Origin of the sequence: Pseudomonas sp. A-R-19 (assembly GCF_019956575.1) — a bacterium.
Classification (GTDB): Bacteria; Pseudomonadota; Gammaproteobacteria; order Pseudomonadales; family Pseudomonadaceae; genus Aquipseudomonas.
In genome coordinates, this window is the sequence record NZ_JAHBDR010000033.1 from 43729 (window position 1) to 63388 (window position 19660).

8 protein-coding genes are annotated in these 19660 nt (G+C 61.4%); 5 read left to right on the plus strand and 3 right to left on the minus strand.

The features are described 5' to 3' along the window. Positions 1 to 358 precede the first annotated feature (358 nt). The 4 genes from KGA88_RS03785 (at position 359) to KGA88_RS03800 (ending at position 15662) form a co-directional block, all read left to right on the plus strand. Positions 359 to 11620 (plus strand): peroxidase family protein, encoded by an 11262-nt coding sequence (locus KGA88_RS03785; protein WP_223589064.1) that lies wholly within the window; start codon positions 359 to 361, stop codon positions 11618 to 11620. Between the two features lie 171 nt (positions 11621 to 11791). Next, positions 11792 to 12367, plus strand: coding sequence for a hypothetical protein (locus tag KGA88_RS03790; protein WP_110662393.1), 576 nt, complete (start codon positions 11792 to 11794; stop codon positions 12365 to 12367). A gap of 168 nt (positions 12368 to 12535) precedes the next feature. Then, a complete protein-coding gene (locus tag KGA88_RS03795; RefSeq protein ID WP_223589066.1) occupies positions 12536 to 14575 on the plus strand; it encodes an FAD-dependent oxidoreductase in 2040 nt (679 codons plus the stop codon). A 160-nt stretch (positions 14576 to 14735) separates the two neighbouring features. Further along, entirely contained in the window at positions 14736 to 15662 is a 927-nt protein-coding gene (locus KGA88_RS03800) for a 1-aminocyclopropane-1-carboxylate deaminase/D-cysteine desulfhydrase (protein WP_223589068.1), read from the plus strand. Between the two features lie 41 nt (positions 15663 to 15703). Here KGA88_RS03800 and KGA88_RS03805 read toward each other — a convergent pair whose 3' ends face one another. The 3 genes from KGA88_RS03805 to KGA88_RS03815 form a co-directional block, all read right to left on the minus strand. Then, positions 15704 to 16264 (minus strand): cytochrome b, encoded by a 561-nt coding sequence (locus KGA88_RS03805; RefSeq protein WP_110660813.1) that lies wholly within the window; start codon positions 16262 to 16264, stop codon positions 15704 to 15706. Between the two features lie 250 nt (positions 16265 to 16514). Then, positions 16515 to 17342: a phosphonoacetaldehyde hydrolase gene (gene phnX / locus KGA88_RS03810; protein ID WP_223589070.1), complete on the minus strand. Its 828-nt coding sequence runs from the start codon at positions 17340 to 17342 to the stop codon at positions 16515 to 16517. A gap of 152 nt (positions 17343 to 17494) precedes the next feature. Continuing rightward, positions 17495 to 18604 (minus strand): 2-aminoethylphosphonate--pyruvate transaminase, encoded by a 1110-nt coding sequence (locus tag KGA88_RS03815; protein WP_223589072.1) that lies wholly within the window; start codon positions 18602 to 18604, stop codon positions 17495 to 17497. A 109-nt stretch (positions 18605 to 18713) separates the two neighbouring features. Here KGA88_RS03815 and KGA88_RS03820 point away from each other — a divergent pair, with 109 nt between their 5' ends. Then, complete coding sequence (locus tag KGA88_RS03820) at positions 18714 to 19577, plus strand: LysR substrate-binding domain-containing protein (protein ID WP_223589075.1); 864 nt, start codon at positions 18714 to 18716, stop codon at positions 19575 to 19577. Positions 19578 to 19660 lie beyond the last annotated feature (83 nt).

Genomic DNA, 19660 nt, shown 5'->3' on the forward strand with positions numbered 1-19660 from the left:
TATCGGGGGGCCCGCCCGCCTGAAGCTTGCCATCGTTTTGGCAACGCAAGGCGCGGTGATTTTCCCGGGAGGAGCAGAACATGTTGATCATTTCGTTGTTTTGCGGAGTGAAAGGGCTTACCAGCAAGTTTGCCTTTACCTCCTGTTTCCATGGCCCGCCCAGGGCACGAACCCGCTCTGCCTGATCGCGCGGCGAGCAATCCATTACGCGAATTCCAGGCGCGTATCCCGAGTTCCGGGTAACGCCAGCTCTCGCTAAAAAACAAAACCAACAAACTGCACAAGCCAGCACTTGACTTGGCGCGGAAGGACTTTCTCGTCCCGCGCCTTTACCCAGACAGATCGAGGGCAATCCAAAATGGCCAATTTCAACAAGTCGGACCTGGAGTTCATCCTCAAACAAATCTTTATCGCCGAAGCGCAAGCCGACGGCGCCAGCCTCAGTGATTTGCTACCCAACACTCAGGTGCCATTCGGTCTGCGTACCGTTGATGGCAGCCTCAACAACCTGGTCACCGGCCAGAGCGAGTTTGGCGCCGCGGACAATGCTTTCCCGCGCCTGCTTGAACCCTCGTTCCTGCCTGATTATGTCGGGACAGGGACGGTGATCGACCCGCAACCACGGATTATCAGTAACCTGGTAGTCGACCAGACCGCCAACAACCCGGCGGCCTATGCCTCGGCTTTTGATCCCGGCCTGGACGGAGTGCTCAACTTCGGCGTGGTAGGCGCGGGTAATGACGACGTCCTCAAGGATGGCGTAGAGATAGTCTCCAGCCCCGGTCTGGATGGGGTATTCGGCACGGCCGATGACAAAGATGTGTTCTTCTTTCCCAACCAGTCAGCGGACGCCGGCCTGACCGCCAGCTTCAACTCGTGGATGACTTTCTTCGGCCAGTTCTTCGACCACGGTCTTGACCTGGTCACCAAGAGCGCCACTGACATCGTATTCATCCCGCTGCAACCGGACGATCCGTTGTTCGTACCGGGCAGCCCGACCAACTTCATGGTGCTGTCACGTGCGGTGCGTACCGCCGGCGCGGACGGAGTAGTCGGCACGGCCGATGATGGCCAGACCAATACCACCTCGCCGTTCGTCGACCAAAGCCAGACCTACAGCTCGCACCCTTCGCATCAGGTGTTCCTGCGCGAGTACGTTCTCAACGCGGCAGGCGACCCTGTTGCAACGGGGAACCTGATTTCCAACCGCGATCTCGGTGCCGATGGCATCTTCGGCACTGCGGATGATGGCGTCGGTGATGGCATGGCGACCTGGGCAGTGGTCAAGGCCCAGGCCCGTGACATTCTCGGTATCAACCTGACCGACGCCGATGTGCACAACGTGCCGTTACTGGCAACCGATGCCTACGGCAACTTCATCCGCGGGCCTAACGGCATGCCGCAGGTGGTGATTCGCGTCAGCAACGGTGCCGACGGCATCGCCGGCACGGCTGATGACGTCACTCAACTGGTCGAAGGCAACCGGGCAGCTCCAATCAGCCTGGCCAATGCCGTGAGCACCGGGCATGCCTTCCTCGACGACATCGCGCACAATGCCGCGCCGGTCGTCGTTGGCGGGGTTCTGCAGGCGGATGGCGACGCCCTGGTCGGTAACGCGCAGCCCACTGGCCCGACCGGCAACAACCTGACCTATGACAACGAACTGCTCGACGCCCACTACATTGCCGGCGACGGCCGGGCCAACGAGAACATCGGCCTGACCACCGTGCACCATGTGTTCCACTCCGAGCACAACCGTCTGGTCCAGCAGTCCAAGGACACCATCCTGGCCTCCGGCGACCTGGCCTTCCTCAATCAGTGGCTGGCTGACGACGTGACCGCAATACCGACTACACCTGCCGGGATCGCGGCGTTGGTGTGGGACGGCGAACGCCTGTTCCAGGCCGCCAAGTTCGGTACCGAGATGCAGTACCAGCACCTGGTGTTCGAAGAGTTCGCGCGGACCGTGCAGCCGCAGGTCGACGAGTTCCTCGCGCCCAACGGCTACGACACCTCGATCAACCCGGCGATCCTCGCCGAGTTCGCCCACGTGGTGTACCGCTTCGGTCACTCGATGTTGACCGAGACCGTCGATCGCTTCGACCCTGCGTTCAATCCGCTGCTCACTGACCCGACCAATCCGGACTCGCAAATGGGGCTGATCGCGGCCTTCCTCAACCCGCTGGCGTTCGCCGGCAGCGGCGCGACCGCGGACGCAGCGGCAGGGGCGATCATTCGTGGTGTGACCCGTCAGGTCGGCAACGAGATCGACGAGTTCGTCACTGAAGCCTTGCGCAACAACCTGCTCGGTCTGCCGCTCGATTTGCCGGCCCTGAACCTGGCGCGTGGTCGCGACACTGGCATCCCTACATTGAATGAAGCGCGTCGTGATATGTACGGAGCGACCGGCGACAGCCAACTGAAACCGTACATCAGTTGGGCTGACCTGGTGGACCACCTCAAGCACCCCGAGTCGCTGGTCAACTTCATCGCGGCCTATGGCACACATAGCTCGATCACGTCGGCGACCACCCTGGCAGACAAACGCGCTGCCGCACTGGCGCTGGTATTCGGTGGCGCGGGTTCGCCAGCCGACCGCCTGGACTTCCTCAATAGCACTGGTGCCTGGGCCAACGTAACGCAGGCCGGCGCGGATGGGGTACTGGGTACCGCAGACGACGTGACGGGTGTGACGATCACCGGGCTAGACGATGTCGACTTCTGGGTCGGTGGCCTCGCCGAACAGAAAATGCCGTTCGGCGGCATGCTCGGCTCGACGTTCAACTTCGTGTTTGAAACCCAGATGGAGGCGTTGCAGAACGGCGACCGCTTCTACTACCTGTCGCGTACCGCGGGCCTGAACTTCGGCACTGAGCTTGAAAACAACTCGTTTGCCAAGTTGATCATGCTCAACAGCGATGTCACCCACCTGTCGAACACCGTGTTCCTGACACCGACCTTCACCCTCGAGGTGAATCAGGCCAATCAGTTCACCGGCCTTGGCGTGGGTGGCCACGACGATCCGACCGGCGGCATCATGATCAACGGCGTGGAAGTCGTGCCGCTGGTGATTCGCGACAACCCCGACACCCCAGGTGCGGACACCAATTACCTGCAGTACACCGGTGAAGATCATGTCGTCATGGGCGGCACCGCCGGCAATGACATCATCATTTCCGGTGATGGCGATGACACTGTTTACGGCGACGGCGGCAACGACCGTCTCGAAGGCGGTGCGGGGAACGATGCGGTGCTGGGCGGCGATGGCGATGACATCATCAGCGACTCGTTCGGCGACAACCGTCTGGAAGGTAATGCCGGTAACGATGTGATCGTGGCGGGCAGCATGTTTGCCTTAGGCAACCTGATCCTGGGTGGCGATGGCCAGGACTTCATCATCACCACCGAAGACATCACCACCACCTTCGGTGGCCAGGGTGACGACTTCATCCTCGGTGCCAAGACCAACCTGCCACCGACCGGTAACGAAGGTGATGACTGGATCGAGAAAGGCACCCAGGACGGTGCGCCAGGCGATAACTTCTCGCCGCTGCTCAATGACGACATCATCGGCAACGATATCTTTGTCGGTGGCGGTGGCTTCGACGAAATGATCGGCGAGGGTGGCGATGACATCTTTGTCGGCAGCGATGCCCAGGACAAGATGGACGGCATGTCCGGCTTCGACTGGATCACCTACAAGAATGACAAGGTTGGCGTGACCGCTGACCTGAGCCTGGCCGCGCTGGCGCAGCCACACGGCAACGCGCCAAACCAGAACGCCGGGGCATTCAATCCGGTCGGCGCCTCGCCGGCCTCGATTCTCGACCGTTTTGCCGAGGTCGAGGGTTTGTCCGGTTCGAGCTTCGGCGACGTGCTCAAAGGCGATGATGTCGATGCTGACACCATCATCAACCACGGTGGTGCCACGGGCAGTGCACTGACCAATGTCGCGTTGATCCGCGGACTGGATCAGTTCCTGGCCGATGCCGGCTTGCCGGTTACCGGCTTTGCCACCGGCAACATCATCCTCGGCGGTGATGGCAGTGACCTGATCGAAGGCCGCGGTGGTGACGACCTGATCGACGGTGACAAATGGATCAACGTCAGGATTGCCGTTTATGCCCCTGGCGACGTCAACCATACGGGCCCTGAGGTCGCCTCCTTCGACAGCATGGTCGATATGATCCCGTTCATGATCGACGGTACCATTAACCCCGGTCAGCTCAAGGCCGTGCGGGAAATCATGCCGGGTACCTCGACGGGCGGGGCGGCCTTCGACACCGCCATTTACTCCGGGGTTGCCTCCGAGTATACGGTTACCGTTGATGACCGCGGCACGGTCGATCTGGCGGACGATGTCTATACGGTGACAGATAGCGTAGCGGGCCGCGACGGCACCGATACCCTGCTGCATATCGAACGCCTGCAGTTCTCCGATGAACAGCAAGTGCTGGTACCGGGGCTCAATGCCCAGCCGACTGGCAGTCCGGCGGTCATCGATGGCAACGGCGGTGCGATAGTCGTGGGCGACACGCTGACGGTCAACGTGAACGCGTTGCGCGATGCCGACAACATCACGGCGGGTAATCCGCTGGGCTTGATCAATAGCTCGGTGTCCTACTACTGGCAGTTCGAGTCAACGCCAGGCAGCGGCGTTTTCGAGGACATCATCCTCTTGCCGGCCGGCGACCTGGCGTTCCAGAGTGCCGACGGCACCACGTTCAAGGTCTCTCCCGACCTTGCCGGGTTGTCGCTGCGGGTCAAGGCGATCTACCAGGATGCTCACGGCACGACTGAAATCATGTTCTCGCAGCCGACTGGCGTAGTGGCTCCCGGCACACCGGTGGTACCGACGGCGCCGACACCGGTAGTCGATGCCACCGAGGGTGGCGCGGGCCTGCACATGGTTCGCTCCGACCTCAACTTCATTCTTGACCAGATCAAGATTGCCGAGGCTGAAGCGTCCGGTCAGGACATCCTTTCGCTGATCCCGAACATTCGCGCGCCGTTGGGCCTGCGTGCGGTCGACGGGTCGAACAACAACCTGATGAACCTCAATGGCCACAACAACACCGAGTTTGGTGCCGCCGACAACGTCTTTCCGCGCTTGAGCGATCCGGTCTTCAATCCGGCGGAAGGTGTGCCTGCCGGCTTCTTCGGCCCCGGTTCGCCGGCCGTCCCTGGATCGTCGTATGCGCAGACCAGCGGCAATGTGTTTGACTCACAGCCACGCACTATCAGTAACCTGATCTCCGACCAGACGTCGAATAACCCGGCGGCCTATGCCGCGGCCCACGACGTTGGCGCGGACGGCGTGCTCAACTTCGGCGCGGTGGGCAACGACGACGTGCTCAAGGATGGCGTGCGGGTAGTCGCCAGCCCTGGCCTGGACGGTCAGTTCGGTACTGCCGACGACCACGAAGTGTATATGTTCGAGAACACCGCGGCGGATGCGGGGCTGTCCGCACCGTTCAACTCCTGGATGACGTTCTTCGGGCAGTTCTTCGACCATGGCCTGGACCTGGTGACCAAAGGCGGTTCGGGCACCATCTTCATCCCGCTGCAACCGGATGATCCGCTGTTTGTGCCAGGCGGCAACACCAACTTCATGGTGGTGACCCGCGCGACCAACCTGCCAGGGGCGGATGGCATTCTCGGCACGGCCGATGACATCCATGAGCAAAGCAACACCACCACGCCGTTCGTGGACCAGAACCAGACCTATAGCTCGCATCCGTCGCACCAGGTGTTCCTGCGCGCTTATGAACTTACCGCTGACGGCCCCGTCGCCAACGGCAGGTTGATCACTAACCGTGACCTGGGCGCGGATGGCACATTTGGTACCGCGGACGACGTCGAAATCGGTGGCATGGCGACCTGGAAGGTGGTCAAGGCTCAAGCCCGTGACATTTTGGGCATCAACCTGACCGATGCCGACGTCGATAACGCCCCACTGTTGGCGACAGACGCCTATGGCAACTTCATCAAGGGGCCGAACGGCTTCCCGATGGTTGTGATGAGGGGGGCTGACGGCATTGGTGGTACGGCGGATGACGTTCTTGTCGAAGGCGATCCGACTTCCCCCATTAGCCTGACCACTGCTGTGCGTACCGGTCACCAGTTCCTCGTCGACATCAACAACAATGCCGCACCGGTAATCGTCGGTGGGGTTCTGCAGGCGGATACCGACTCCCTGGTCGGTAATGCGCAGCCCACTGGCCCGGCCGGCAACAACCTGACCTATGACAACGAACTGCTCGACGCTCACTACATCGCTGGCGACGGCCGGGTCAACGAGAACATCGGCCTGACCGCGGTGCATGCGATCTTCCACTCCGAGCACAACCGTCTGGTCCAGCAGACCAAGGACACCGTGCTCGATTCGGGTGACGTGACCTTCCTCAACGAGTGGCTGCTCAATCCGGTGGCAGCATTGCCAACCACCCAGGCCGAGTTCGATGCGTTGCAGTGGAATGGCGAGCGCTTGTTCCAGGCTGCCAAGTTCGGTACCGAGATGCAGTATCAACACCTGGTGTTCGAGGAGTTTGCGCGGACCATCCAGCCTAATGTTGACCTGTTCTTCGCACCGACCCAGGTCTATGACGTCGACCTCGATCCCTCGATCGTCGCCGAGTTCGCCCACACCGTGTACCGGTTTGGTCACTCGATGCTGACCGAGACTGTCGATCGCTACGACATCGACTTCAACGTGGTGGGCGATCCGGCCAGCGCCAATCCCGATCAGCAACTGGGCTTGATCGCGGCGTTCCTCAACCCGTTGGCGTACGCCGCCAGTGGCGTGTCGCCAGAGGATGCGACCAGTGCGATCGTGCGTGGGGTGACCCGTCAAGCCGGTAACGAAATCGACGAGTTCGTTACCGAGGCTTTGCGCAATAACCTGTTGGGCTTGCCGCTCGACCTGCCGGCGATCAACATCGCCCGTGGCCGCGACGTGGGGATTCCTTCACTCAACGCGTTCCGCCGCGACATCTACAGCCAAACCGGTGACACCCAACTCAAGCCGTACAACAGCTGGGTCGATCTGGTGCAGCACCTCAAGCATCCAGAGTCGTTGATCAACTTCATCGCGGCCTACGGTACGCACGCCTCGATCACGTCGGCGATCACGATGGATGCCAAACGCGATGCAGCCCTGGCGCTGGTGTTCGGTGGTGCCGGTGCGCCGGCTGACCGCCTGGACTTCCTCAACGGCACGGGTGCCTTTGCCAACGTGACGCTGCCCGGCAGGGATGGAGTGCTGGGTACTGCCGACGACCTGAAGGGGGTGACGGTCACGGGCGTCGATGCCATTGATATGTGGATTGGCGGTCTTGCCGAACAGAAAACGCCGTTCGGCGGCATGCTCGGCTCGACCTTCAACTTCGTGTTCGAGAACCAGATGGAAAAACTGCAGGACGGCGATCGCTTCTACTACCTGGAGCGTACCTCTGGCCTGTCGATGAACGCCGAGCTTGAAAGCAACTCCTTCGCCAAGCTGATCATGGCCAACACCTCGGCCACGCACTTGCCTGGCCTGGTGTTCTCGGACCCTGGCTTCTACCTGGAAGTGGATCAGGGCAAGCAATTCAACGAAGGCCTGGTCGCCGTCGATCCGCTCGGCCCGAACGGCGAGCAGGTGGTGTTCCGCGACAACCCGCTGACCGTGGGCGCTGACACCAACTACATCCGCTACAGCGGTGCCGAGCACATCGTGCTGGGTGGTACCGACGGCGTCGACATCCTTATCTCCAGTGAAGGCGACGACACGGTCTGGGGCGATGGCGGCAACGATCGCATCGACGGCGGTGACGGCAACGACCAGCTGCGTGGCGGCACTGGCGACGACATCATCACCGACACCGGTGGCGACGATAACATCCAGGGTGGCGACGGCAACGACGTGCTGCACGGAGGCAATGGCGTCAACCTGATCATTGGCGGGTTCGGCAGTGACTTCATCGTGACCGGTGAGGACGCCTCCGAGGCCATTGGTGGCCAGGGCAACGACTTCATCCTGGGCAGCAAGGCCAACGAACAGGACATGGGTAACGAAGGCGATGACTGGATCGAGAAGGGCACCTCGGACGGTGCACCTGGCGACAACTTCGATCCGCTCGGCAACGACCCTGTGATTGGCAACGATGTATTCGTCGGCGGTAACGAGAACGATAAGTTCAACGGCGAAGGCGGTGACGACATCATGGTCGGCAGTCTCGGCTTTGGTGACCGCTATATCGGCGGCTCGGGCTATGACTGGGCGACCTTCAAGGATCTCGCCCAGGGTGTGACCATCGATTACAGCGACCGCTTCTTCGATGTGCCACCGATGCCGGGTTCGGGAGCCTCGGCGCTGGTGCGCTTCGACATCATGGAAGGCCTGTCGGGTTCGACACACGGTGACTTCCTGCGCGGTGATAACGAAGATGCGACATCGCTACCTACCGCGGGTGCAACCGGCAGTGTGCTGACCAACATCAGCCTGATCAACGGCCTGTCCGATCTGCTGGCAGCCGGAGCGACGTTCTACGACGGCGGCAACATCATCCTCGGCGGCAGCGGCAGCGACCTCATCGAAGGTCGCGGCGGTGACGACATCATCGATGGTGACAAGTGGCTGAACGTACGCATCAGCGTACGGGCAAACGCTGATGGTACCGGCGCGGAAATCGCCAGTTTCAACAGCATGGAGCCGCTGGTGCCGTTTATGCTCAACGGTACCTACAATCCGGGCCAACTGGTCGTCGTGCGGGAGATTCTGGCCGGCACTGACAACTTCGACACCGCGGTGTATTCCGGTAATGCGTCGGAGTACACAGTCACGCTCGACGGCAATGCCGTCGTCGTGACCGACCTGGTGGCGGGCCGTGATGGTGTCGATCGTCTGACGGGCATCGAGCGTCTGCAGTTCTCTGACCAGGCGCAGGCGACCGGAGTCGGCACCGCTGTGAACAGTGGACCTGTGGGGCGTCTGGCAATTCTCGACGCTACTACCGGTGTGCGTGACGATACGCCTGTCGCCGGTCAGTTGCTGCGGGTCAGCAGTCAGTCGATCCGCGACCTGGACAGCGTGAGTGCAACCAATGCGACCGGTGCGGTTACCGGTCCCGTGTCTTACTACTGGCAAGTCGAAAACGTTGCTGGCTCGGGTGTCTATGAAGACATCACCTTCGTCGCCGCCGGCGAGGTATCGCGGGCGATCGGCGCCACCTACCGGGTGGCGGATGATGTCGCCGGTCTGAACATCCGTGTTCGGGCGGTGTATCAGGATGGCAATGGCACGCTGGAGTTTGTCTCCTCGTCGGCGAACAACACACCGACGGCAGGGCCAACCGTCACCGGGCTTGCAACACAGAACCAGGTGCTGACCGCCGACCCGTCGACCATCATTGACGTCGATGGCCTCAGCAATCCGCAGTTCACCTTCCAGTGGCAGGTGACCAACGGGGTTACCTTCGTCAACATCGCCGGTGCCACCGGCAGCACGCTTACGCTTGGCCAGGCTCAGGTCGGCAACCAGGTGCGCGTGGTGGTCAGTTACGTGGATGACTTCGGTGTCGCTGAAAGCGTGCCGTCCGATGCCACGGCGCCGGTGGTCAACGTCAACGATGCACCGACAGGTGCGTTGCTGATCAGCGATACCACACCGACTCAAGGGCAGGTGCTGACCGCACAGACGGCCGCGATTGTCGATCCGGACGGCGTGGGCGCATTCAGCTACCAATGGCAGCAAGGTACCGGGACTACCTTCACCAATATCGCTGGCGCAACGGGCGTGAACTTCACGCCTGGCGCGGCGCAGATCAACCAGCAAATCCGGGTGATCGCGCGCTACACCGATGGCTTCGGCACGCTGGAGTCGGTGACCTCGGCGGCGACGGCGCTGGTCGTGCTGCTGGGTGCGGTGCAAACGGGTGACGCTTTGGCGAACACCCTCGTCGGTACCGCAGGTAGCGATGTGCTGTTCGGCCTGGGCGGCAACGATACGCTCATTGGCCTGGGCGGTGTCGACCAGTTGTTTGGTGGCATCGGTGACGACAATCTCAGTGGCGGAGACGGCAACGACTTCCTCAATGGCGAGGACGGCAATGACTTCCTCAATGGCGGTGCGGGTAATGACCAGATGCTGGGCGGAGTCGGTAACGACACCTACCGCGTCGACTCAGCCGGGGATGTACTGATCGAGTTGACCGGCGAGGGTGCGGATTCCGTGCAGACCACGCTGGCCAGCTTCACACTGGGCGCCAATATGGAGCACCTGCTCTACCTCGGCGCCGCCAACTTCACCGGTAACGGCAACGCGCTGAACAACGTCATTACTGGTGGGGCGGCTAATGACACCCTCAACGGCGGTGACGGCAACGACACACTGATGGGTGGCGCCGGCAACGACGTCCTCACCGGCGGTGCGGGCAATGACGCGATGGTCGGTGGAGCCGGCAACGATACCTTCCGCGTCGATTCAACCGGGGACCTGGTGGTCGAGACGGCGGGTGAGGGTTCCGATTCCGTGCAGACGACGCTGGCCAGTTACACACTGGGCGCCAATGTCGAGAACCTGCTCTACACCGGAACCGGCAACTTCACCGGCAACGGCAACGCGTTGAATAACGTCATGACCGGTGGGGTGGGTAATGACACCCTCAACGGCGGTGACGGTAACGACACCTTGCTCGGTGGCGCCGGCAACGACGTCATCACTGGCGGTGCGGGCAATGACCGGATGGTCGGTGGCGTCGGCAACGACACCTTCCGCGTCGATTCGAGCGGAGACCTGGTGGTCGAGGTGACAGGTGAGGGTGCGGACTCCGTACAGACGACGACGATCAGCTACACGCTAGGCACCAATGTCGAGCATCTGCTCTACCTCGGAGCCGGCAACTTCGTCGGCACCGGCAACGCGTTGAACAACATCATGACCGGTGGGGTGGGTAATGACACCCTCAACGGTGGTGATGGCAACGACACATTGCTCGGTGGCATCGGCAACGACGTCATCAATGGCGGTGCGGGGGCTGACCGGCTGGAAGGCGGAGTCGGCAATGATACCTACATCGTCGATTCTGCCGCGGACGGGGTGATCGAGTTGGCGGGTAACGGTGAGGACTCCATCCAGACCTCGCTGTCCAGTTACACACTGGGCGCCGATGCCGAGCATCTGCTCTACACCGGAGTTGGCAACTTCAGCGGTACCGGCAACGCGTCGAACAACGTCATCACCGGTGGGGCGGGTAACGACAACCTCAACGGCGCTGGCGGTAACGACACAATGCTGGGCGGTGCAGGCAACGACATCATCGATGGCGGTGCCGGCAACGACAGTATTGCGGGTGGTGCCGGCAACGACACGATGAATGCCGGCAGTGGCGACGATGTCTTCGTGTTCGGACTGGCCTTCGGCAACGATCGGATCCTCAACTTTGATGCCAACGCGGCTGGAGGACAGGATTTGCTCAATTTTGCCGCGCTCAACATCACGGCAGCGACATTCAACACGAGTGTCAACATCGTTGATCAGGGAGCGGATTTGTTGCTGAACTTCGGCGCCGGTTCCATCACCCTGGTAGGTGTGGGCGACCCGAACACCATCTCGGCCTCGGACTTCATTCTGGCCTCTTGATGTTCTGACAGGCACTGTCGCAAGGAGCGTGGACCACGGAAGGGAGGGCAATGGATGCCCTCCCTTTCTTCTTCCACCTGGTTTTCCGGGTGCCAGCAGCGTACTGGAGCTCGACAAAGCAGGCTGGAACCGAGCTGCGAAATCAAAAAATGAAAAAGGGGGAATTCGGCCGTGAACATTTCAGCCACCTGCCTCTTGATCAGCCTGTTGGCTTCGGTAACGGCTTCTGCCCTCGGAGCTGCTTCGGTGTTCGATCTGGACTTCACCCGATCGGCCAAGGAAACCCTGAAAAAACTGGATATCAACGACGCTTGCATCATCTCCGTTTCAAATCCTGCCGCGTTTACCTTCTGCCGAAAAGGATCGTCGACGCTTTGGAAGTATCAGGCGCTGGATCTGGAACAACAGGCGGCGATCCAGATTGGGCATAAGCGGTCTTCGACCGACTATCAACGAATTACCATCGTGCAACTCAACAGCGTTGCTTGCGAGCAGGAACACCTTGCAGCATTGGCTAAACCGGCTATCAGGCGTGGACTTGTGCTTGGCCTGATCACTCTGTTTTTGTTGGTCAGTCTTGGATATACCTACCGGGCAATCCGGTATGGCTACTATGACCAGGCTGGTCATTCGAAGCCCGATGTACAGCAATCCAGCGAATTTCAGTTACCGCAAAACTCAACTGTCATGGCGTTGGTCGCGTGGGGTATGGCGGCCATTACGGCATTTATCTACTTCGGCTTTTGAGTTTGACCGCAGATAGCGGACATGCCGTCAGGGGCTGCACATTTTGATCAATAAGTTGTCATTTACGGTCATTGAGCCATGGCGTCACGGCTCTTAGTCTGTCGAACATGAATGATGGGGGCCGTAGAGCTCCTGCACTTTCCGTGATCGATCGATGTGGAGTTACCGATGACCGCCGCTCAATACCCGCACCTGCTGGCTCCGCTGGACCTGGGTTTCACCACGCTGCGCAATCGCACCCTGATGGGCTCGATGCACACTGGCCTTGAAGAGAAGCCGGGTGGTTTCGAGCGCATGGCGGCGTACTTTGCCGAACGTGCCCGTGGCGGTGTCGGCCTGATGGTCACCGGCGGTATCGGCCCGAACGATGAAGGCGGCGTGTATTCCGGCGCGGCCAAGCTGACGACTGAAGAGGAAGCGCTGAAACACCGCATCGTCACTCGTGCCGTGCATGATGCAGGCGGCAAGATCTGCATGCAGATCCTCCACGCCGGTCGTTATGCCTACAGCCCGAAACAGGTCGCGCCGAGTGCGATCCAGGCGCCGATCAACCCGTTCAAACCCAAGGAGCTGGACGAGGAGGGCATCGAAAAGCAGATCAGCGATTTCGTCACCTGCTCGGTACTGGCACAAACCGCCGAGTACGACGGCGTGGAAATCATGGGCTCCGAAGGTTATTTCATTAACCAGTTCCTCGCCGCCCACACCAACCACCGTACCGACCGCTGGGGCGGCAGCTACGAAAACCGCATGCGCCTGCCAGTGGAAATCGTTCGCCGGGTGCGTGAAGCGGTCGGCCCGAACTTCATCATCATTTTCCGTCTGTCGATGCTCGACCTGGTCGAAGGCGGCAGCAGCTGGGAAGAAATCGTCCAGTTGGCCAAGGCCATCGAGCAGGCCGGCGCGACCATCATCAACACCGGTATCGGCTGGCACGAAGCGCGGATTCCGACGATCGCCACCAAAGTGCCGCGCGCGGCGTTCAGCAAGGTCACGGCCAAGCTGCGTGGTTCGGTCAATATTCCGCTGATCACCACCAACCGCATCAACACGCCGGAAGTGGCCGAGCAGATCCTCGCCGAGGGCGATGCCGACATGGTGTCCATGGCGCGGCCGTTCCTCGCCGACCCGGATTTCGTCAACAAGGCCGCTGCAGGCCGCGCCGATGAGATCAACACCTGCATCGGTTGCAACCAGGCCTGCCTCGATCACACCTTCGGCGGCAAGCTGACCAGTTGCCTGGTCAACCCACGTGCCTGCCACGAAACGGAACTCAACTACCTGCCTGTGCAGCAGTTGAAGAAAATCGCCGTGGTCGGTGCCGGCCCGGCCGGTCTGTCCGCCGCGACCGTGGCCGCCGAGCGTGGCCATCAGGTGACGTTGTTCGATTCGGCCAGTGAAATCGGCGGTCAGTTCAACATTGCCAAGCGGGTGCCGGGCAAGGAAGAGTTCTTCGAGACCATTCGCTACTTCAACCGCAAGCTGCAGACCACCCATGTCGAGGTGTGCCTGAACACCCGCGTCGATGTGGCGCAACTGGTCGAGGGCGGCTACGACGAGATCATTCTGGCCACCGGCATTGCGCCGCGCGTGCCGGCCATTCCAGGTGTGGAAAACGCCAAGGTGCTGAGCTACCTGGATGTGATCCTGGAGCGCAAGCCGGTCGGCAAGCGTGTCGCGGTGATTGGTGCCGGTGGTATCGGTTTCGATGTCTCCGAGTTCCTTGTGCATGAAGGCGTCGCCACCAGTCAGGATCGTGCCGCGTTCTGGAAGGAATGGGGCATCGATACGCACCTTGAAGCGCGCGGCGGTGTCGCGGGTATCAAGGCCACGCCCCATGCGCCGGCTCGCGAGGTGTTCCTGCTGCAACGCAAGAAATCCAAGGTTGGCGACGGCCTGGGCAAGACCACCGGCTGGATTCATCGTATCGGCCTGAAGAACAAGCAGGTACAGATGCTCAACAGCGTTGAATACCTGAAGATCGACGACGAAGGCCTGCACATTCGCATTGGCGAAACCGGCGAACCGCAGGTGCTGCCAGTGGACAACATCGTGATTTGCGCCGGGCAGGATCCGCTGCGTGAGTTGCATGACGGTCTGGTGTCGGCGGGGCAGAGCGTGCACCTGATCGGCGGCGCGGATGTCGCGGCAGAGCTGGATGCCAAGCGGGCGATCAATCAGGGTTCGCGGTTGGCGGCGCAGTTGTAATTCACGTAATCAGGCTGTTCACAAAACCTGTGGCGAGGGGGCTTGCCCCCGTTGGGACGCGAAGCGGCCCTAATACGACTGCTTCGCAGCCGAACGGGGGCAAGCCCCCTCGCCACAAAGGTGCTGCTAAGATGCCGGATCACTCCAATGATCCGGCATCATGCTTTCTCCTCCTGACAACTGGCTTCCTCAAGTCCCCCTCGAACCCCTTCACCTCGACTGGCTCGCTCACGCCGGCATCGAGTTGGCGGTCCTGCGCCTGGACCAGATCGACCCGCTGATCAGCGGCAACAAATGGTTCAAGCTCATCGAACACCTGAGGATCGCCGACCGCGCTGGTGCCGAAGGCATCATCAGCCTGGGTGGCGCGCACTCCAATCACCTTCACGCGCTGGCAGCGGTGGGCAAGCGTTTCGGTTTTTCCACTGTCGGCCTGTTGCGCGGCCATCCTCAGCAAACCCCGACGGTCAACGACTTGCAGGCGTTCGGCATGCAGTTGCACTGGCTGGGCTATGCCGGTTATCGCGCAAGGCATGAAGCGGGTTTCTGGCAACCCTGGCAAACACGCTACCCGACGTTGCATCCGGTGCCTGAAGGGGGAGGAGGTTTACCTGGCGCCCTGGGTTGCATGCAGTTGCGGGCCGCAGTTAGCGCACAATTGCAGGGTTTGGGCTGGAGCGACTACGACGGCTGGTGGCTGGCCTGCGGAACCGGCACGACGCTGGCCGGCCTGGTGCTTGCGGAGGCCGGGGATCATCCGGTGTACGGTGCCCTGGCGGTGCCAGGCGATCACGGGGTGGCGCAGCAGGTCGAGAGTATCGTGCAGCAGGCCGCTATCGCCGATCCGGTTTATGAACTGTTCGACGCCAGCCGGGGCGGTTTTGCCAAAGTCGATCCGCATCTGCTCGATTTCATTGAAAGGGCCGAGCAGGCTAGCGGCATTCCCCTGGAGCCGCTGTACACCGGCAAAGCGCTGCTGGCACTCAAGCAGCAACTCGAGGCGGGAAAGTTTGCCCGTGGCACGCGGCTGATCTTCGTTCACACCGGCGGCTTGCAGGGGCGGCGGGGATTCAGTTCAAAAAACTGAGCGGCGCTGCGAGCCCGCCCCCACATTGGCATTCAGTGGCCTCAGGTATCGCGGTTTACGCTTTTTGGCATCATCCGCAGCAAGGTGTTATCGCCCACCACGTAATGGTGATACAGCGCGGCCACTGCATGCAGGCCGATCAGCCAATAGCCGATAGTGCCGCCGAGCTCGTGCCAGTCCTGGAGTTGTTTGCCCAGCTCCTTGTTTTCAGCTATTGGCATCGGCAGGTCGAAACCGTAGAACATCACCTGATTGCCCTTGGCGCTGGTGACCAGCCACCCGAGAATGGGCGTTACGATCATGAAAATGTACAGCGCCCAGTGCATCAACCTGGCCAGCGTCGTTTGCCATCGCGGCGAGGCCGGGAAGACCTGTGGCGCCGGGCCGAGACTGCGTGCGAACAAGCGCAGCCAGACCAGGACGAATACGGTCAGGCCGAGCATGAAGTGAGATTCGACGATCAGCGTGCGCCCGCCACTGCCCTTGGGAAACATCCCGCGAAACTCGATACAGGCGTAAACCAGTGCCAGCAGGACCAGCATCAACCAATGCAGCGTTATCGATACGGTGCTGTAGCGCGAGGCAGAGTTCTTCCACGGCATACGGTGTTCCTCAGAGGTCCGGTTTAAAGCCACCGTTCTTGTCCGACGGTGTGCCTTAACTGTAATCCTGTTTCACCGGGTTTGCCTGAGGCGAATGGTCGCTGGATGCTCTGATTCGGTAATACACAGAAAATCCCCTGTAGGAGCGAGCCTGCTCGCGATGGTCGTCAACGATGACGCCGGCAGCCTGACACCCAGCGGTGTCCTGGAGCTCATCGCGAGCAAGCTCGCTCCTACAGGGGGGCGTTTTTTAGCTCGATTGCGGCATTTCGCCGTTGGCCAGGCGCTTGTTGATGTCGGCGATCACTTCCGGCAGGTCGGTGATGGTGTCGATCATGTAGTGCGGGCGCGAACTGTCGAACATCGCGTGGATGCGCTTGCGCTCGCTGTCCAGTTGGTCGCTGCCCAGCGCGCGATAACCTTCGTAGTCCAGGCCCAGGGCGTTACCGGAGCAGATCAGCGCAACGGTCCACATGCCGGCGCGGCGACCTTCGAGGATGCCCGGTACGGTGTCATCGATCTTCACGCACGCGCCGACATCGTCGATGCCCAGGGCGATGACGTTGGCCAGTGCCTGGGCAGGCCATGGGCGACCATTCGGCACTTCGTCGGTAGCGACCACGTGATCGGCCACGTAACCGTTGGTCGCGGCCAGTTCGACCACTTTGTCCATGACCTGTTTCGGGTAGCCGGAGCAGGAGCCGATCTTGATCCCTTGCTGGCGCAGGTTGGCGATGGTCTCCAGCGCACCTGGAATCAGCGCCGAGTGCTCGGCGATCTTTTCGATCTGCAGCGGCATGAAGCGCTGATAGATGGCGGTCACGTCATCGTCGGTCGGCGTGCGGCCGAACACTTTGCGATAACGCTCGGCAACTTCCGGCAGATCGCACAGGGTGCGGATGTGGTCCCACTTGCCCATGCCCATCGGGCCTCGGGCTTCTTCGATGGACACCTGGACGTCGAACTCGGCGAACGCCTCGACGAAAATCTGCGTCGGGGCAAAGGAGCCGAAGTCGACCACGGTGCCGGCCCAGTCGAGGATGGCGGCTTGCAGTTTGCTTGGGTTGGAGTAGTTCATGGTGATCAAGTCCTGTGGCAACTGGCTAATGATGGGTTGCTTTTTTGTGGGAGCGGGCTTGCTCGCGAATACGGTCTGACATTCAGCAATGATGTCGACTGATATGCCGCTTTCGCGAGCAAGCCCGCTCCCACAGAGAATTGCGGTGTGGGTTAGATCTCGAGCACTTCCATCTCGCGCAACACTTCAGCAATCGCTGCCACCGCTTCGCGCATTTGCGCCGGGTTGACGTGACCGATGCAGCCGACGCGGAAGGTTTCGACCTGGGTCAGTTTGCCGGGGTAGAGGATGTAGCCCTTGGCCTTGACCCGTTCGTAGAACTCCTTGAACTGGTAGCGCGGATCATTCGGGGCGTGGAAGGTGGCGATGATCGGCGCCTGGATAGCCGCCGGCAGGAAGCTGCGCAGTCCCAGCTTGCCCATCTCTTCCATCAATGCCTGGCAGTTGGCGGCGTAGCGTTCGTGCCGCGCCGGCAAGCCACCTTCTTCGTTGTATTGCAGCAGGGCTTCGTGCAGTGCGGCGACCACATGGGTCGGCGGGGTGAAGCGCCACTGGCCGGTCTTGGCCATGTAGGCGTGCTGGTCCTGCAGGTCCATCGCCAACGAGTGCGAATTACCGGCGGCGCTGGCCAGGGATTCCTTGCGGGCGAAGACAAAACCCATGCCCGGAACACCTTCCAGGCATTTGCCCGACGCAGCGATCAGGGCGTCGAATGGCACCTGTTGCGCGTCCACCGGCAGCGCGCCGAAGGAGCTCATGGCGTCGATGATCAGGCGCTTGCCGTGTTGCGCCACGACCTGGGCAATCTCCGGCAGCGGATTGAGGATGCCGGTGCTGGTTTCGCAGTGAATCAGGGCGATGTGGGTGATGCCGGTGTCGGCGCGCAGCAGACGGTCGACGTCGGCGGCGGTGGTCGGTTCGTCTTCGGCGGTTTCCAAGGTGCTGAAGGAGCGGCCCAGCACTTCGCAGATTTTCGCCAGGCGCTTGCCGTAGGCACCGTTGATCAGTACCAGAACCTTGCCATCGCGAGGCACTAGCGTGCCGATCGCTGCCTCGACCGCGAAGGTGCCGCTGCCTTGCAGGGGTACGCAATGGTGGGTGGCGGCGCCGTTGATGATCGCCAGCAGTTGCTCGCAGAGGCTGGCGGTCAGTTGATTGAAACGGTCATCCCATGAACCCCAGTCGACCATCATCGCCTGACGGGTGCGGGCCGAAGTGGTCAATGGGCCGGGGGTGAGCAGGATGGGTTCGGCAGTACTCATTCTCGTGTCCTCGCAATCGATGGGATGAAGCTACGGGGCTTAAATTGCAATTTGCCGTGTTATCAATCAAATTGTTTATTGTTATGCCAGCCATCAGTGAGGGTTATTCATGAACCTGTTTCAGCTGCGCGCCTTCGATGCCGTGGCCCGGGAGGGCAGCTTTACCCGGGCGGCGGCGCGGCTGTTCATCAGCCAACCGGCGGTTACCGGGCACATCAAGGCCCTGGAGGAGCACTACCAGATCACCTTGCTGCGCCGCACCGCCCGACGAGTGGAGCTGACGGAGGAGGGCACCAAGCTGGCGGCCATCACCCGGGCGATGTTCGGCCTGGCCGAAGAGGCGCAGGTGATGCTCGAAGCCAACCGGCAATTGCTGACGGGGCGTCTGGAGGTGGCGGCGGATGGTCCGCACATGGTCATGCCGATGCTCGCCAGCCTGCGCGCGCGCTATCCGGGGATCACGGTGAACCTGCGCCTGGGTAACGCCCAGGAAACTCTGGCGGCGCTGCTGTCCGAACATGCCGATGTGGCGGTGCTGACCGAGGTCGAGCCGCGCAAGGGCTTGCACCTGCAGGCGCTGAACGAGTCACGGATTTGCGCACTGGTGCCCGAGGGCCATCCTTGGGCGCAGAAGACCAAAGGCGTGCAGCTCAAGGAGCTGAATCAGGTGATCATGGTGCTGCGCGAACCGAGTTCGATTACCCGGCGCACCTTCGATGAGGCTTGCGCCCAGGCCAGGGTCAATCCTCTGGTGTTGCTGGAACTGGACAGCCGCGAAGCGGTGACCGAGGCGGTGGCCGCCGAACTGGGGGTTGGGGTGGTGTCTTCGGTGGAGGTCAGCCACGACCCGCGAGTGGCGGCGGTGCCGATCATTGGCGAGGGGTTGCTTAACCGGCACATGATCGGGTGCATGGAGCGGCGACGGGATTTGCGCTTGATCCAGGCGTTTTTCGGGCTGGCGCCCGTCAGGTAGACCGAGACGCGGCCTTCGCGAGCAAGCCCGCTCCCACAGGGATCACGCTGAACCTGTGGGAGCGGGCTTGCTCGCGAAGGGGC

Coding starts and splice junctions, on each gene's coding strand:
- KGA88_RS03815 (WP_223589072.1), bottom strand. CDS start 18,604: ATGAGTACTGCCGAACCCATCCTGCTCACCCCCGGCCCATTGACCACT.
- phnX (WP_223589070.1), bottom strand. CDS start 17,342: ATGAACTACTCCAACCCAAGCAAACTGCAAGCCGCCATCCTCGACTGG.
- KGA88_RS03795 (WP_223589066.1), top strand. CDS start 12,536: ATGACCGCCGCTCAATACCCGCACCTGCTGGCTCCGCTGGACCTGGGT.
- KGA88_RS03800 (WP_223589068.1), top strand. CDS start 14,736: ATGCTTTCTCCTCCTGACAACTGGCTTCCTCAAGTCCCCCTCGAACCC.
- KGA88_RS03785 (WP_223589064.1), top strand. CDS start 359: ATGGCCAATTTCAACAAGTCGGACCTGGAGTTCATCCTCAAACAAATC.
- KGA88_RS03805 (WP_110660813.1), bottom strand. CDS start 16,264: ATGCCGTGGAAGAACTCTGCCTCGCGCTACAGCACCGTATCGATAACG.
- KGA88_RS03820 (WP_223589075.1), top strand. CDS start 18,714: ATGAACCTGTTTCAGCTGCGCGCCTTCGATGCCGTGGCCCGGGAGGGC.